This is a genomic window from Cupriavidus alkaliphilus, assembly GCF_014191175.1.
GTDB lineage: Bacteria > Pseudomonadota > Gammaproteobacteria > Burkholderiales > Burkholderiaceae > Cupriavidus > Cupriavidus alkaliphilus.
In genome coordinates this window covers 138,884-153,894 of the sequence record NZ_JACHWE010000010.1, presented here as the reverse complement: position 1 = coordinate 153,894, position 15,011 = coordinate 138,884, and the positions used below count along the sequence as shown (strand labels likewise).

The 15,011-nt window shown below is 67.4% G+C and carries 17 protein-coding genes; 11 read left to right on the top strand and 6 right to left on the bottom strand.

The annotated features are described in order from the left end of the window. The first annotated feature begins 424 nt into the window (after window positions 1-424). From FHX60_RS25680 to FHX60_RS25670, 3 genes are all read left to right on the top strand, one after another. Window positions 425-811 (top strand): DUF488 domain-containing protein, encoded by a 387-nt coding sequence (locus FHX60_RS25680; RefSeq protein WP_112777110.1) that lies wholly within the window; start codon window positions 425-427, stop codon window positions 809-811. Window positions 812-875: 64 nt separating this feature from the next. Then, window positions 876-2,120, top strand: a complete 1,245-nt coding sequence (locus FHX60_RS25675; protein WP_112777109.1) for a spore maturation protein — start codon at window positions 876-878, stop codon at window positions 2,118-2,120. Window positions 2,121-2,484: 364 nt separating this feature from the next. Next, window positions 2,485-2,763: a DUF1488 family protein gene (locus FHX60_RS25670; protein ID WP_018006086.1), complete on the top strand. Its 279-nt coding sequence runs from the start codon at window positions 2,485-2,487 to the stop codon at window positions 2,761-2,763. Window positions 2,764-2,784: 21 nt separating this feature from the next. Here the strand turns inward: FHX60_RS25670 and FHX60_RS25665 are convergent, their stop codons facing one another. Continuing rightward, entirely contained in the window at window positions 2,785-3,255 is a 471-nt protein-coding gene (locus tag FHX60_RS25665) for a universal stress protein (protein ID WP_183285025.1), read from the bottom strand. Between the two features lie 201 nt (window positions 3,256-3,456). Between FHX60_RS25665 and paaA the strand changes: the two genes are divergently transcribed. The 7 genes from paaA to FHX60_RS25630 all read left to right on the top strand — a co-directional run bounded on the left by paaA (window position 3,457) and on the right by FHX60_RS25630 (window position 8,993). Then, window positions 3,457-4,476, top strand: a complete 1,020-nt coding sequence (paaA, locus tag FHX60_RS25660) for a 1,2-phenylacetyl-CoA epoxidase subunit PaaA (RefSeq protein WP_183285024.1) — start codon at window positions 3,457-3,459, stop codon at window positions 4,474-4,476. A 26-nt stretch (window positions 4,477-4,502) separates the two neighbouring features. Beyond that, entirely contained in the window at window positions 4,503-4,790 is a 288-nt protein-coding gene (gene paaB / locus FHX60_RS25655) for a 1,2-phenylacetyl-CoA epoxidase subunit PaaB (RefSeq protein WP_012354162.1), read from the top strand. 10 nt (window positions 4,791-4,800) lie between these two features. Then, window positions 4,801-5,652, top strand: a complete 852-nt coding sequence (gene paaC, locus FHX60_RS25650) for a 1,2-phenylacetyl-CoA epoxidase subunit PaaC (protein WP_183285023.1) — start codon at window positions 4,801-4,803, stop codon at window positions 5,650-5,652. A 31-nt stretch (window positions 5,653-5,683) separates the two neighbouring features. Continuing rightward, on the top strand, window positions 5,684-6,253 hold the full coding sequence (gene paaD / locus FHX60_RS25645; RefSeq protein WP_221210141.1) for a 1,2-phenylacetyl-CoA epoxidase subunit PaaD: 570 nt from the start codon (window positions 5,684-5,686) through the stop codon (window positions 6,251-6,253). A gap of 24 nt (window positions 6,254-6,277) precedes the next feature. Beyond that, window positions 6,278-7,375: a 1,2-phenylacetyl-CoA epoxidase subunit PaaE gene (paaE, locus tag FHX60_RS25640; RefSeq protein WP_092316564.1), complete on the top strand. Its 1,098-nt coding sequence runs from the start codon at window positions 6,278-6,280 to the stop codon at window positions 7,373-7,375. Between the two features lie 195 nt (window positions 7,376-7,570). Further along, entirely contained in the window at window positions 7,571-8,365 is a 795-nt protein-coding gene (locus tag FHX60_RS25635; protein WP_092316566.1) for a DUF1835 domain-containing protein, read from the top strand. A 10-nt stretch (window positions 8,366-8,375) separates the two neighbouring features. Beyond that, complete coding sequence (locus FHX60_RS25630) at window positions 8,376-8,993, top strand: TetR/AcrR family transcriptional regulator (protein ID WP_112777115.1); 618 nt, start codon at window positions 8,376-8,378, stop codon at window positions 8,991-8,993. 27 nt (window positions 8,994-9,020) lie between these two features. Here the strand turns inward: FHX60_RS25630 and kefC are convergent, their stop codons facing one another. Both kefC and kefF read right to left on the bottom strand, forming a co-directional pair. Next, the gene (gene kefC / locus FHX60_RS25625; protein ID WP_183285022.1) at window positions 9,021-10,835 is read right to left on the bottom strand and encodes a glutathione-regulated potassium-efflux system protein KefC; all 1,815 of its coding nucleotides are present in this window, start codon (window positions 10,833-10,835) and stop codon (window positions 9,021-9,023) included. Beyond that, window positions 10,832-11,386: a glutathione-regulated potassium-efflux system oxidoreductase KefF gene (kefF, locus tag FHX60_RS25620; RefSeq protein WP_183285021.1), complete on the bottom strand. Its 555-nt coding sequence runs from the start codon at window positions 11,384-11,386 to the stop codon at window positions 10,832-10,834. The genes kefC and kefF overlap by 4 nt, the downstream gene beginning before the upstream one ends. Window positions 11,387-11,717: 331 nt before the next feature. Here kefF and FHX60_RS25615 point away from each other — a divergent pair, with 331 nt between their 5' ends. Then, window positions 11,718-12,416: a GNAT family N-acetyltransferase gene (locus tag FHX60_RS25615; protein ID WP_012354170.1), complete on the top strand. Its 699-nt coding sequence runs from the start codon at window positions 11,718-11,720 to the stop codon at window positions 12,414-12,416. Between the two features lie 89 nt (window positions 12,417-12,505). Here the strand turns inward: FHX60_RS25615 and FHX60_RS25610 are convergent, their stop codons facing one another. From FHX60_RS25610 to FHX60_RS25600, 3 genes are all read right to left on the bottom strand, one after another. After that, window positions 12,506-13,000, bottom strand: a complete 495-nt coding sequence (locus FHX60_RS25610) for an Lrp/AsnC family transcriptional regulator (RefSeq protein WP_010813460.1) — start codon at window positions 12,998-13,000, stop codon at window positions 12,506-12,508. A gap of 415 nt (window positions 13,001-13,415) precedes the next feature. After that, on the bottom strand, window positions 13,416-14,036 hold the full coding sequence (locus FHX60_RS25605; protein ID WP_115711178.1) for an EF-hand domain-containing protein: 621 nt from the start codon (window positions 14,034-14,036) through the stop codon (window positions 13,416-13,418). Window positions 14,037-14,190: 154 nt separating this feature from the next. Beyond that, window positions 14,191-14,994 (bottom strand): type II secretion system protein N, encoded by an 804-nt coding sequence (locus FHX60_RS25600; protein ID WP_183285020.1) that lies wholly within the window; start codon window positions 14,992-14,994, stop codon window positions 14,191-14,193. Window positions 14,995-15,011: the final 17 nt, after the last annotated feature.

The window sequence follows — 15,011 nt, the reverse complement described above, 5'->3', positions numbered from 1 at the left end:
ACTTATCGGTTGTTTGTTTGTTAAAGAACTTCGCCGCCCGGCTTTGCCGTTCAGCGCGCTGCGTTGTCTGCAGCAGAGAAACGAGATTATGCAGAACTTTCTTCGTTTCGTCAACCGTTTGCAGCAATCTTTTTTGCTGCCGTCAGCGCCGCGAACCTCGCTGCGCCAACCTCCCGGCCGACCCCGCAACCCTTGCTGCGCCTGCCTTGCAGGGGCCGCGTTGTGTTGCGAGGGGGCGAATAGTAAGCGAGCGCGGCGGGGTTGGCAAGCGTTTCAACGAAATAATTCGGTGACGCCGCAAAGCCCTCCCTAATGACACCAGTTTGTCAGCCGCAGCCCCATGATTCATGATCTGGGCCTGGAGCGAGCCAGGCACACCGCCGCCGCGGCACTGCATGGCGGACAGAGCCAAATCGGAATCCTCATGACCATCAGAATCGTAAGACTGGGTACGCCGCGCGCGGCGGACGAGGGCCTGCGCGTCGGGACTGTGCGCCGGCCGCCGCGAGGCGTGTCCAAATCGGAGTTTGCGAGCCGCGATTACTATGATGTCTGGTATCCGGCTCTTTCGCCGTCGCCAGAACTGGTCGCCCAGGCGCTGCATGCAACCGACGACAAGGAATGGCGCGCCTTCGTGCGGCATTTCCGCAAGGAAATGGCCCAGCCGGACGCCAGCCGCACGCTGGACCTGCTGGCGGCGTTGTCGCACCAGACCAATTTCTCGGTGGGCTGCTACTGCGAGAACGAAGCGCGTTGCCACCGCTCTGTCTTGCGCGAGTTGCTCGCCGAGCGCGGGGCCGTGATCGACTGAGTTGCGCGACGTGCCGGGATCTTCCCGGCCTTGTTTTCACGTTTTCCCCGCTTCCCTTCTTCCGATGGCGCTGAACGTAGTCTGGCTCGGCTTCTTCCTGATTTCCTTCTCCGCCGCCTGTGTCCGGGTGGCCCAGGGTGACCTCGCCGTGTTTCCGGCGATGTTGAGCAGTCTGTTCGACAGCGCCCGCACCGCCTTCGAGATCGCGCTGGGACTGGCGGGAGTCATGAGTCTGTGGCTGGGCATCATGCGCATCGGCGAGCGCGCCGGCGTTGTCGACGCCTTTGCCCGGCTGGTGAACCCGCTGCTGCGGCATTTCTTTCCCGGGGTGCCCCAGGGTCACCCGGCACAGGGCGCGATGATGATGAACGTGTCGGCCAACCTGCTCGGGCTCGACAACGCCGCCACGCCGCTGGGCCTGAACGCGATGCGCGAGTTGCAGACGCTGAACCGGCGCCCGGACGTCGCCACCGACGCGCAGATCATGTTCATCGTGCTCAACTCTGCCGGGCTGACGCTGATCCCGACTTCGGTCATCGCCATCCGCCAGGCCATCGCGGTCAAGCAGGGTCTGGTCGGCTTCAACGCCGCCGATATCTTCTTGCCGACGCTGCTGGCCACTGGCGGCGCCTGCCTCGCCGGGCTGCTGGCGGTGGCCTGGGTTCAGCGGATCAACCTGCTACGCCCCGCAGTGCTAGTGGCGTTCGGGCTGGTGCTCGCGCTGCTTGGGGCAATGTTCGCCTGGTTGCAGCATGCGCCGCCCGACCAGGTTGGTACCGTGACGGCGCTGGCGGGTGCCGGCTTCATCCTGTCCTTGATCACCCTCTTCCTGATTTGCGGGGCGCTACGCCGGGTCAATGTCTATGAGGCGTTTATCGACGGCGCCAAGGAAGGCTTCGGCGTAGCCGTACAGATCATCCCCTATCTGGTTGCGATCCTAGTCGCGATCGGCTTGTTCCGCGCCGCGGGCTGCATGGACGTACTGATGGCCTGGCTCACGCATGCGGTCGCGCTGCTGGGTGTCAACACAGACTTCGTCCCTGCGCTGCCGGTCGGGCTAATGAAGATCCTGTCCGGGGCCGGGGCGCGCGGGCTGATGGTCGACGTGATGACGACCTACGGCGTGGATTCGTTCCAGGGGCGGCTGGCTGCGATTATCCAAGGCTCGACCGAAACGACCTTCTATGTTCTCGCGGTTTATTTCGGCAGTATCAATGTACGCAACACGCGACATGCGCTCGGTTGCGCGCTGGTGGCGGACGCCGCAGGAATTGTTTGTGCCGTGGGCGCCGCATATCTTTTCCGATGACCGTGCAGGTTGCCGAATATTGTTGTTCCCATACAACGACATTGTGCGCATCATCCTACATTGACACATTGGACTTGGTGCGTCGCAACAAAGCATGTATAGTGAAGTCTGTCTCCTCCACCACCTCGGTGGATTCCAACCCACGCATAACCTGCGTGGGTTTTTTTTCGCCTGCATCCAACCTCAGGCACTAGGGATTTGCGCAGCGCAACAATAACGCCGAGGGCGACGGCACGGCCCCTCAACCGGACATGGCCGGTGATGGGAAATATCGGCAGGATGGGCCGCCTGGCCGCGGGACTTTACGGAATGCGGGCTTGGCCTATATTGATTGGATACGTCCGCCGCCAGCACGAGGCACGCCATGCCAGACATCACGTTCCCTCGCAGCCTTCCCACCTACTGTGCAGCCAGCCTGACGCTGTCCTGCCCCGCGACGGTCAACGGCAGTCCCACCTTGTATTCCGTCACCGCCGAGGCGCTCGAGGCCCACTTCGGCGCGCGCTCGCCGCGCGAAGAAGACCTGGTGGCGGCCTTCACCAATAACCGCCAGCGCATCGAGCGCCTGGCAGAAAGCCTGTTCGAACTGACCGAGGCGCGCGAAATCGTGCTGCGCAGCGGCCACTTCCGCTTTGCAGGCTGAGCGTAGCTGCGAAGGGCCGCTTCAATCGGCTTTCGCCGCGCCGCGCACCAGCAGCACTGGCACGGTGGACTGGCGGATCACCGCCTCGGCCACGCTGCCCAGCACCAGCCGGCGCACGCCGCGGCGGCCATGCGTGCCGATTACCAGCAGGTCTGCTCCCCATTGACGCGCGGCCTCATTGATGGAAGCACCGATGTCCCCCGGCACCGCAGCCGCGGTCACGAGTTGGGTTTCATGCGTGACGCCGGCACCAGCCAGTTGCTGTGCTGCAGCCTGCAGGGCGCGTTGCCCGCTTTCTTCGAAGGCCTTCTGCAACTGGCTTGGGTCATAGTAGCCGGCGTCGAACATGGGCGTGCCGGTATCGACCACATAGAGCGCCAGCACGGTGGCACCGCCGGGGGATGCCACGCGAATGGCTTCATCAACCGCCAGGTCCGACGTGCTGCTGCCGTCCACCGCCACCACGATCTTGCCGTATGCCGCGCTTGTCATGAGCGTACCTCCGTTGATGGACAAGAGATGCGGCATAGTGCCGCCTGTCTTGGATAGTACACATCGGGCGAAACCGGCGTCATGCGCCGAGGCAAACCTTCGCGGTCCCGGCCCCTTTAATTGACCGACCGGTCGGCTTTTATATAATAGGGCCAGCCGCGCCGGACCGAGTTGCCGCGGCGCCCCGCCAGAGGAGACGCTATGTACACGCAGAGTCTTGACCTGCCCGGCCAGCACGCCGATGCAGCGCAGGCCAGCGCGCCCCCCGATGAAGCCGCCTGCCAGGCAGCGTTCGACACCTGCATGGCCGCCGACGGCAAGATCGAGCCGCAGGACTGGATGCCGCAGGCCTACCGCAAGACCCTGGTGCGGCAGATCTCGCAGCATGCGCACTCCGAGATCGTCGGCATGCTGCCGGAGGGCAACTGGATCAGCCGGGCGCCGTCGCTCAAGCGCAAGGCGATCCTGCTGGCCAAGGTCCAGGATGAAGGCGGCCACGGCCTCTACCTGTATTCGGCGGCCGAGACCCTGGACGCCTCGCGCGACGACCTGGTCGACGCGCTGCACAGCGGCAAGGCCAAGTATTCGTCGATCTTCAATTACCCGACGCTGACCTGGGCCGACGTCGGGGTGATCGGCTGGCTGGTCGACGGCGCCGCGATCATGAACCAGATCCCGTTGTGCCGCTGCTCGTACGGGCCGTATGCGCGCGCCATGATCCGCATCTGCAAGGAAGAATCGTTCCACCAGCGCCAGGGCTTCGACGCGCTGCTGGCCATGATGCGCGGCACCGACGCCCAGCGCGAGATGGTGCAGGACGCGGTCAACCGCTGGTGGTTCCCGGTGCTGATGATGTTCGGCCCGCCCGATGCGGCCTCGACCAACAGCGCGCAGACCATGGCCTGGGGTATCAAGCGCATCTCCAACGACGACCTGCGCCAGAAGTTTGTCGATGCCACGGTCGAGCAGGCGCGCGTGCTGGGTGTGACCCTGCCCGACCCCGGGCTGCAATGGAATGCCGAGCGCGGCCACTATGACTACAGCCCGCTGGACTGGGACGAATTCTGGCGTGTTATCAACGGCGACGGCCCGTGCAACAAGGAACGCCTGGCCACCCGCGTGAAGGCGCACGAGGACGGCGCCTGGGTGCGCGAAGCCGCGCTGGCGCACGCCGCCAAGCTGGTCGAACGCGAAGCCGGCGCCGGCCGCGCCGCCGCCTGATCATTGACCTCGCCGAGGAGACCACGATGCAACGCAAGGAATGGCCGCTGTGGGAAGTGTTCGTGCGCAGCAAGCAAGGCCTGGAACACAAGCATTGCGGCAGCCTGCACGCGGCCGACGCGCAGCAGGCGCTGCACATGGCGCGCGACGTCTATACGCGGCGCCAGGAAGGCGTGTCGATCTGGGTGGTGCCGTCCGCGGCCATCACGGCCAGCGTGCCTGAGGAAAAGCCGGAGCTGTTCGATCCGATGGCGGACAAGATCTACCGGCACCCGACGTTCTACCAGCTGCCCGACGAAGTCAATCACATGTAAGGCCCGCACCATGACCGCGTCCCCACAGCCTGCCGTGCCTGCCTTGCTCGACCACCTGCCGCCGGCGCGCACCGCCGCGCTGCGCTACGTGCTGCGCCTGGCCGACAACGCCCTGATCCTCGGCCAGCGCAACGCCGAGTGGTGCGGCCATGGGCCGGTGCTGGAAGAAGACATCGCGCTGGCCAATATCAGCCTCGACCTGATCGGCCAGGCGCGGCTGCTGTATGGCCGCGCCGGCGAACTGGAGGGCGAGCTCACCGGCCTGCCCCGCCATGAGGATGACTACGCCTACTGGCGCACCGAGCGCGAGTTCCGCAACTGGACGCTGCTGGAACTGCCGCATCGCGGCCCGCTGTCCGGCAACGCCGCCGCCGAACGCGACTACGCCGTCACCATCGTGCGCAACTTCCTGTACAGCGCGCTGATGGTCGAGCTGTGGCAGGCCTTGCAGGCAAACCGGGACGAGCAGCTGGCGGCGATCGCCGCCAAGGCCATCAAGGAAGCGCGCTATCACCTGCACCATGCGGCCGGCTGGGTGGTGCGGCTGGGTGACGGCACCGAGGCCTCGCACGCGCGCATGCAGCACGCGCTGGAACACCTGCTGCCGTACATGAACGAGTGTTTTGCGGAGGACGCGGTCGAAAGCGAGGCCGCCGCGCAGGGGATCGGCGTAGTCACCGCCATGCTGCGCCCGGCCTGGGACGCCACCGTCGCCGAGACGCTGCAGGCGGCCACGCTGGCCTTGCCGGCGGCCACCGGCTTTGTCTCGGCCGGCAAGCACGGCGTGCATTCGGAACACATGAGCTACCTGCTGGGCGAGATGCAGGGGTTGGCGCGGGCCCATCCGGGCGCGCAATGGTGAGCGCACGCTTCAGCGCAAAGGGTTGATCCACATGAACGTCACCCCCCTCCCTTCCCACAACGTGAACGACGCAAGCGCCACCGGTGCACGCGTCGCGCGCGCGTGGGCGGCGCTCGAGGCGGTGCCGGACCCGGAGATCCCGGTGGTGTCGATCCGCGAACTGGGCATCCTGCGCGAGGTCGTGGCAGCGCCGGACGGCGCGTTGGAGATCGTCATTACGCCCACCTATTCCGGTTGCCCGGCGATGTCGCAGATCGGGGAGGACATCGGCCAGGCGCTGGACCGCGCCGGGCTGGCGCCGTGGCGCATCCGTACCGTGCTGGCGCCGGCCTGGACCACGGACTGGATCACACCGGCCGCGCGCGAGCGCCTGCGCGCGTTCGGCATCGCGCCGCCGGGACAGTGCGGCATGCCGGCCGGGGCGCAGCCGCTGCGCTTCGTGCCGCGCGCCGCGCGCGCCGGCGCGCCCGATGCCGTGGCCTGCCCGCGCTGCGGCAGCGTTCATACGCAGGAGATCTCGCGCTTTGCCTCGACCGCCTGCAAGGCGCTGTACCGGTGCCTGGACTGCCGCGAGCCGTTCGACTATTTCAAACCCTACTGAGCCCCCGGGCCGAGCCAGGCTGCCATGACTCCACAGTTCCACCCGCTGCGCGTGGCGCAGGTGCGCCCCGAGACCGCCGACACCATCTCGATCGCGTTCGAGGTCCCGGACGCGCTGCGCGACGCCTATCGCTTCACGCAAGGGCAGTTCCTGACGCTGAAGGCGCCGGTCGACGGCAAGGACCTGCGGCGCTCCTACTCGATCTGCTCGGCGGTGCAGGACTATGACGCGCACGGCGAATTGCGCGTGGCGGTCAAGCTGGTGGAGGACGGGCTGTTTTCCAGCCATCTGCACGATTCCATCGCCCCCGGGCAAGTGATCGACGTGATGACGCCCGACGGGCGCTTCCACGTGCCGCTCGACGCCAAGGCCGCGCGCCACTATGTCGCCTTTGCCGCCGGCAGCGGCATCACCCCGGTGCTGTCGCTGGTCCGCACCACGCTGCAGGCCGAGCCGCACAGCCGCTTTACGCTGGTCTATGGCAACCGCAATGTCGACAGCATCATCTTTTCCGAAGCGCTGGAGGACCTGAAGAACCAGTACCTGGCGCGCTTCACGCTCTACCACGTGCTGTCGCGCCAGCCGCAGGAGGTGGACCTGCTGCACGGCCGGCTCGACCATGCGCGCGTGACCGCCTTCCTGCAGACGCTGATCCCGGTGGACGACATCGACGCGGCCTTTGTCTGCGGCCCGGCCTCGATGATCGACGAGGTCGAGGCGGCGCTGCGCGATGCGGGCCTGGACCCGCACCGCATCCACGCCGAGCGCTTCGGGGTGCCGCTGGCACCAACCCGGCGCAAGCCGGCCGCCGCCCATGCCGCGCACGCGGACCATGCCGGCACGGCGGAGCTGGTGGTGGTGCTCGATGGCAAGCAGCACAGCATGCGCCTGCCGCTGGAGGACGCCAACGTGCTCGACACCGCGCTCGCCGCCGGGCTGGACCTGCCCTACGCCTGCAAGGGCGGGGTCTGTTGCACCTGCCGGGCCAAGGTGCTGGAAGGCAAGGTCGAGATGGAGAAGAACTACACGCTCGAGCCCTGGGAGATGGACAAGGGCTTCGTGCTCACCTGCCAGGCACGCGCGCTCACGCCGCGGGTGGTGGTCAGCTACGACGAACGCTGATCCCGGCACGCGCTCGCGTGCGTCGTCAGACAATCGCCGACATTGGCCAGCACTGGCCGTGACTACAATGGCGGCAGGCGGCGCCCTGCTGGCGCGATGCTTGCAGGCGGGTGATCGGGCGCGCGGTGCGGTCCGCTGTCGCGCCGCCGCCGCGGCGGCGCCAGCGAACCGCCCCACCCATATACAATCACGGCCATGCAATATATCCACGTCGTCAACGGTGATGTAGCAGGCACGACCCTGCGCCAGGCGCTGGCCCAGGCGGCGCGGCCGGACCCTGTCGTGGTGCTGCGCGACGATCTCGCGGTCGGTCCGCTGGCGGACATCGACAGCACCGGCATGATCCGCTCCGGCTTCTGGCAGCGCGTCGCCCCGCACACCGACATCGACTTTGCCGCCGAGATGCGCCAGGCGCTGGACCAGCTGCTGGCGCTGCGGCAGGACGACATGGAAGTGGCTATCTGGCACGGCCAGAGCGCGGCCGACCAGCTGATGCTGCGCCGGGTGGTATTCCACCTGTACCAGGCGCCACAGCGCATCAACGAGGTCGCGATGGACCTGCGTGAACTGGAAACGCCCGCGCAGGGCAACCTGGCGGCGATCGGCATGTACTCGCCGGCGCGGCTGGCGCGACGCTTCTCCACCATCGCGCCGGTCTCGGTGCTGCGGCTGGGGCGCCTGGGTTACGAATGGCAGCAGAACGTCAAGGAAAACGCCGACGTACGGCTGTGGAAGGGCAACACGCTGGTGCCGGCGGCCTACCGCACCATCGACGACATCATCATGGAGCGCGCCCCGGCCGACTGGACCCCCGCGGCGCAGGTGGTCGGCAGCGTGATGGGCGCGATCGAGGGCCTGCTGGCCAGCGACTGGTTCGTGTTCTGGCGCTGCCGGGAACTGATCGCCATGGGCCAGCTGGTGCTGCGCGGCAACGCCGACTCGCTCGATACCTGCGAGCTGCGCCGCCATGCCGGCGGCGGGGGCGAATAAACAAGAATATATGGCCCGTACCAAGGCACCCGATTTCGAGGCGCAGCGCGAGCAGATCCTGGACCTTGCCGCCGCCGCCTTTGCCAACAGCAGCTACCCCAGCACCTCGATGGCCGACCTGGCCGCGGCCTGCGGCACTTCCAAGGCGCGGCTGTATCACTACTACGAGAGCAAGGAAGCGATCCTGTTCGACCTGCTGGACCGCTACACGCGCCGGCTGATGCTGCTCGTCACCGAAGTCGAAGCCGACGCCGAGCGCCATGCGCGCACCGACAGGGACGCCTTCGGCAACCTGATCCGCGCCTTCCTGGCCGAGTACGAGACCTCGCAGACGCGCCATATCGCGCTGATCAACGACGTCAAGTTCCTGGCCGAGACCCAGCGCGACCTGATCCTGGGCCGCGAGCGCGACGTGGTCGCGGCGTTCTCGCGGCTGCTGCGCCGCGCCTACCCGGAGCGCGTCACGCGCGAGAACCAGACCGCGCTGACCATGACCATCTTCGGCATGATCAACTGGACCTTCACCTGGCTCAAGCCGGGCGGCCGGCTCTCGTACGCCGACTTTGCCGAGATGGTGGTCGACCTGCTCGAAGGCGGCCTGCCCGGGCGCGCGGCCGCCGGGCGCTGAGCCGCCGGGGCCGGGCTGCGCCCGCGCCTACATCCACTCGGCCTCTTCGCGCTGGCGCCGCTGCTCGCGGTCCTGGCGGAACATCTCTTCCAGCTCGTCGCGCGCCTGGCGCGCCAGCGAGACCAGCTTCTTCTGGTCGGTGTAGTGCGGGTAGAAGCGGTCGATTGCCTCGATATTGTGGCGGCGGAAGCGCAGCGCCACGTTGCGCGCCTCGCCCGGGTCGAAGCCCAGCCCTTCCAGCACGCGCCGGCCCAGCATCAGCGAGCCCTCGAACATCTCGCGCTCGAACAGCTGCACGCCGCGGTCCTTGAGCTGGTAGACATGCGAGACATGGCGCGCGCGGGCGTAGATCTGCAGATCGGGGAAGCGCTCGCGCACGCGGTCGATCAGCGCCAGGCTGTCGTCCATGCTGTCGATGGCCACCACCAGGATGCGCGCGTCCGCAATGCCGGCGGCCTCCAGCAGGTCCAGCCGGGTGGCGTCGCCATAAAACACCTTGAAGCCGTACTGGCGCAGGAAGTCGATCTGGTCGGGATCGTGGTCCAGCACCGTCACGCCCACGCCCTGGCTGTACAGCAGGCGCCCGATGATCTGGCCGAAGCGCCCGAAGCCGGCAATCAGCACCGGGTTTTGCTGCGGCGTGATGACTTCGTCCGGCCGCGCCTTGCCGGCGCCGATGCGTGGCGCTACCAGCCGGTCATAGGCCAGCAGCAGCAGCGGCGTGGCCACCATCGACAGCGCTACCACCAGCACCAGCAGGGCCTCGGTCTCGCGCGGCAGCAGTCCGGCGCCGCCGGCGACGCCGAACACCACGAAGGCGAATTCCCCGCCCTGCGAGATCAGCAGCGCAAACAGCAGGCGCTGGCCGCGGGCGATCGAAAAATGCCGCGCCAGCAGCGCCAGCACGGCGGTCTTGGCCACCACGAAGGCCGTCACCAGGCCCAGCACCAGCCACGGCGAGCGTGCCAGCACGGCGAAGTCGATCGACATGCCGACCGCCATGAAGAACAGCCCCAGCAGCAGGCCCTTGAACGGCTCCAGATCGGCCTCGAGCGCGTGCCGGTATTCGGAATCGGCCAGCAGCACGCCGGCCAGGAAGGTGCCTAGCGCCATCGACAAGCCCACTGCGTCCATCATCAGCGCGATGCCTACTACCAGCAGCAGCGCAAAGGCGGTGAACATCTCGCGCATGTCGGTGCGGGCGATAAACCGCAGCGCCGGGCGCACCAGGTAGCGGCCCCCGGCCACCACCGCGCCGATGACCGCCACCGCCTTGCCCGCCGCCAGCCACCCTGCCGCGCCGGCGCCGGCCCCTGCGGCGCCTTGCGTGGCCAGCAGCGGCAGCAGCGCGATCATCGGGATCGCGGCGATGTCCTGGAACAGCAGGATGCCGAAGCTGGCGGCGCCCGCCGGCGTGCCGAACAGGTTGCGCTCGGTCAGCGTCGCCAGCGCGATCGCGGTGGACGACAGCGCCAGCCCCAGGCCCGCCACCAGCGCCACCTGCCAGGGCGCGCCGGCCAGCGCCGCGACCGCGCCGATCATCAGCGCGCAGGCGGCAAGCTGCGCGCCGCCGTAGCCGAAGATGCTACGCCGCAGCGCCCACAGCTTGCGCGGCTCCAGCTCCAGCCCAATCACGAACATCATCAGCACCACGCCGAACTCGGAGAAGTGCAGGATCGATTCGACATCGGTCACCAGACGCAGCGCGAACGGCCCGATCGCCGCCCCGGCCAGCAGGTAGCCCAGCACCGCCCCAAGCCCGCCGCGCCGCGCCAGCGGCACCGCCACCACCGCGGCGACCAGGAACACCAGCAGCGCAACCAGGAAATCGTGCTGGTTCATGCCTGCACCTCCGCCGGCGCCGGATGCGTGCCCAGCCGCCCGCAGACGTGGGCGATATGGTCGACCAGCGCCTGGGCGTCGGCATTGTTGGCGTCGTGCAGCACCACCGGCGGCAGCCACGTCATGCCGCACAGCAGGGCGGTCTGCTCCAGCGGCAGCAGGAATTCGGCGATCGGGTGGCCATGCGTGCCGTCCGGCCCGTACGCGTCGGCCGTGCCGCCGGTGCTGACCACCGCCAGCAGCGACTTGCCACGCAGCGCGGTGCCGCCCGGGCCATAGGCCCAGCCGGGCTCGAGTACTTCATCCAGCCACAGCTTGAGCATGGCCGGCACGCTGTACCAGCGCACCGGGAACTGCAGCACGATGGTGTCCGACACCGACAGCACGCGCTGCTCGGCCACGACATCGATGTCGTAGTCGACATAGCTGCGGTAGAGGTCGCGTACCTGGACCTGCGGCAGTGCGTCCAGCGCGTCGGCCAGCGGCCGGTTCACGCGCGAGCGGCTGGGCGTCGGGTGCGCGTAGATCACAACGATGGGGGGCTCGGTCATGGAAAGACGTCAGGGCTGTCTGGATGATCGGAAAATTCACCGGGATATCGATGAATTGTCGCGTTGCACCAAATCCACACCTGATGGCGCGCAACAATTCATCACATTTTTTTAAGTCGTTGTTTTAATTGATTTTTATTTCACGGCGTGGGCGGAAGGATTTCTGCTGCGGCGCAGGAAGCTTACGTCAAACTGACAATTCCACTACAATACTTTTCGTGCTGCATCAAGTTGGTGTTTCCCCGAGTCTCGCACGGTTTCCCGGAAAAGTGCCTGGAAAAACACCACCGCAGTGCCTATTTTTTATCTGACTGCACCGGAAGGAATCATCGTGAACCCGCTCGAACTGAGCAAGGCCGTCGGCGCACTGACCGACGAAGATCTGCGCAAGGCAGCCGAAGCCGCCCAAGCCGCCCACCGCGCCACTGTCCTGGTGCGCGAGCTGTCGGCCCACCACCGCTCGCGCCTGCTGAAGCATTTCCTCGCCCTGGGCGAGGAGGATCGCCTGCTCCGTTTCGGCCAGTCGGTGGGCGACCATGTGATCGAGGCCTATGTCGACAGCATCGACTTCGACCATGACAGCGTGTTCGGCGTCTACGACGACAAGCTCGAGCTGATCGGCGTCGGCCATTTCGCCAACCTGCGCGACAACGCCCAGGGTCGCGTGGCGGAGTTCGGCGTGTCGGTGTCCGGCAGCGCGCGCGGCCGCGGCATCGGCAGCGCGCTGTTCGAGCGTGCCGCCATCCATGGCCGCAATACCAACGTGCGCACGCTCTACATGCACTGCCTGTCGCGCAACGCCGCGATGATGCATATCGCCAAGAAGGCCGGCATGAAGGTCCAGTATGCCTACGGCGAAGCCGACGCCTACCTGGAACTGCCGCCGGCGGATACCGCCAGCCGCCTGAGCGAGGCGCTCGACGAGCAGCTTGCCGACCTGGACTACGCGGTGCGCCGCAACCTGCGCGACGCACGCCGCTTCGGCCTGCGCTTCTGGCGCACCATGGTGCCGCAGAAGCATACCGCCTGAGCGGCCGGACCTCCGGTCCGCACGGCATCGACAAAAACGGCGCATCGCAACGATGCGCCGTTTTGCTTTGCCGGCCCGGGCCGCGCTGTTCAGGCCGCGCCGCCCACCGGCAGCGCCGTGGTGTCCTTGATGCTTTCCAGCGCGAAGCTCGAGCGCACGTCGATCACCGACGGGTGCGCCAGCAGCTGTTCCTGCATGAAGCGCGCGAAGTGCTCCATGTCCTCGACATAGACCTTGAGCAGCAGGTCCATCTCGCCGGTCATGGCATGGCACGCGGCCACCTCCGGCCACACGGCGATCGAGGCGCGGAACAGGTCCAGCGGGGCCTTGCCCTTGGGCGCGCCGCCATGCTTTTCCAGCCGCACATTGATATAGGCCAGCAGGCCGAGCCCGATCTTGTTGGGCTCCAGCAGTGCCGCGTACTGCCGGATCACGCCGATCTCTTCCAGCCGCCGGATGCGGCGCAGGCACGGGCTGGGCGACAGGTTCACGCGCTCGGCCACCTCCAGGTTGGTTAGCCGGCCGTTGGTCTGCAGCACTTCCAGGATCTTCCGGTCGATCTTGTCCAACTCCACCTTGCTCACGATATTGTTGCTCCGCAATATGTTTATTGGCAATTTTTTTGCGCAAATTTAGCAAGCCGTGCACAAGTACGCAATTTTTTGTGAAATTACATCCGATCCGCGCCCGATTTTGTGGGGTGGGCGGCCTTATCGGTCACTCGCGCGTCAGCCGTTCGGGCCGGGCAAATCCCAGTCTGGCGGCGCTGCCGGGTGTCGCGGAGGCGCGCTGACCGGAGAACGGGCGAGGTGGCGCGCAGGTTCCGGCAAACAGGGAAGCGGCATTCTACGGGCGTTTGCGTCCGCGCCAGTGCGTTCCTGTGCCGGAGCGATCCACGTTGTCCGCTGAACGGACAAAAAAAGCGCGCGGCCCTCGGGCTCGCGCGCTTGGTCGGTAGGCTGGCAGCGGCGCTCAGGCGGCGCTGCCGGGGCCGCCCGCTCAGCCGCCGCTGGTCGACGGCGCCGCCGGGTTGGCGGGTGCCGGCTGGTTGTCCGGGGCGGCCTGGCCGCGCGGACCGCGTTCGCCACGCTCGCCGCGATGAGGACGATCGCGGTGCATCTTCTCCATGCCGGCGCGGATTTCATCGCGGGTCAGCTTGCCGTCGCGGTTGGCGTCGAGCTGGTCAAAGCGCTTGGCCAGGCGCGGCAGGCCGGCGTTGGCCTCGGCCTTGGTCAGCGCGCCGTCGCCGTTCTTGTCGGCGGCCTTGAACTTCTCGTCGAAGGCGGCCTGCATGCGTGCGTGATGTTCGGCCATGGCGGCCTTGCGCTGCGCGTCCATTTCGGCCTTGTCGATCTTGCCGTCGCGATTGGTGTCGAGCTTGTTGAACCACGCGTCGGCCTCGGCCTTGGAAATGGCGCCGTCGCCATCGGTATCGATCGCCTTCATCCACATGCCGCCGCCGTGGTGGCGGTGGTGGTGGCCCATGCCGGGCTTGCCGGCCGGTGCTGCGCCCGGTGCAGCGGGAGCGCTGGCCTGGGCAAAGGCGCCGCCGGCGACCAGCAGCGCGGCCGAGGCGGCCAGGAACTGTTTCAGGATCTGCGGCTTGTGATTGCGTTGCATGTCGTGCTCCTTTTCATCACGTTGGCATGTACGGATTAGAACGCAGACGATGCAGCGAAGTTGGCGCTTTTAATACGATGTTACCCGCCTCACAGAAAGCCGGGAGCGGCGTAAGGGAACGCAAGCAAGGGCGAATATTCGATGTGCCGGCAGCCTAGGGCTGCGCTTTCGGCACGATCTGGCCTTCATCCGCCGCCTCGGGCGACATGCCGGGCTGGTACTGGCGCGGATCGACGGGTTGAGGCTGCGGCTGGGCCGGCTGGACCGATGGTGCCGGCTGAACCGGTTGTGGCTGGGGCTGGGGCTGGGGCTGGGGCTGGGGCTGGGGCTGGGGCTGGGGCTGGGCTTGCGGCTGCGGCTGGGCCTGTTGCCCTGGCGGCTGGCCGCGCGGCGGCTGGGCCGGTGCGGGCTGCGCAGCAGCCTGCGCCGGCGGCGGCATGGGCGTTGCCATGGGCGCCGCCGCGCCGGCGGGCGGCGTCGGCAGCGGGCTGGCGGCACGCGGCGCACCGCGCGTGGCAGCCGCCTGCAGCGGCAGGGCAATTTCCTGGCGCACGCCATTGCGCTCGATCACCACGCCGCGCTGGCGCACTTCCACCAGCCGGATCTGCGGCGCCAGGTCGGCACCCATGCGCACCGCCTTGGCCGGACCGCCGTCGATGGAGACGATTGCCGCGCTGGCGCCACCGCCGAGCTCGGCCACCACGCCGAGCAGCTGCACGTTGCTCGGTCCGGCCTGGGCCGAGCCGCCGAACAGCGTCGCGATCGCGCCGGTCTCGACCGCCTCGGTCTGCGCCACCCGCGCGCTCTTGGGCACCGGGATGGTCCGCATCGCACTGAACGTCAGCACCCAATAGGTGACCAGCGCGCACAGCGCGATAAACAGCGCCACGCTGGCCAGGCGCGGCAGCCACAGCGCGGAGGCATCGAAGCGGAACGAAGGCCGGAGGGACAATTGCATGGATCGGGACCCTGGAA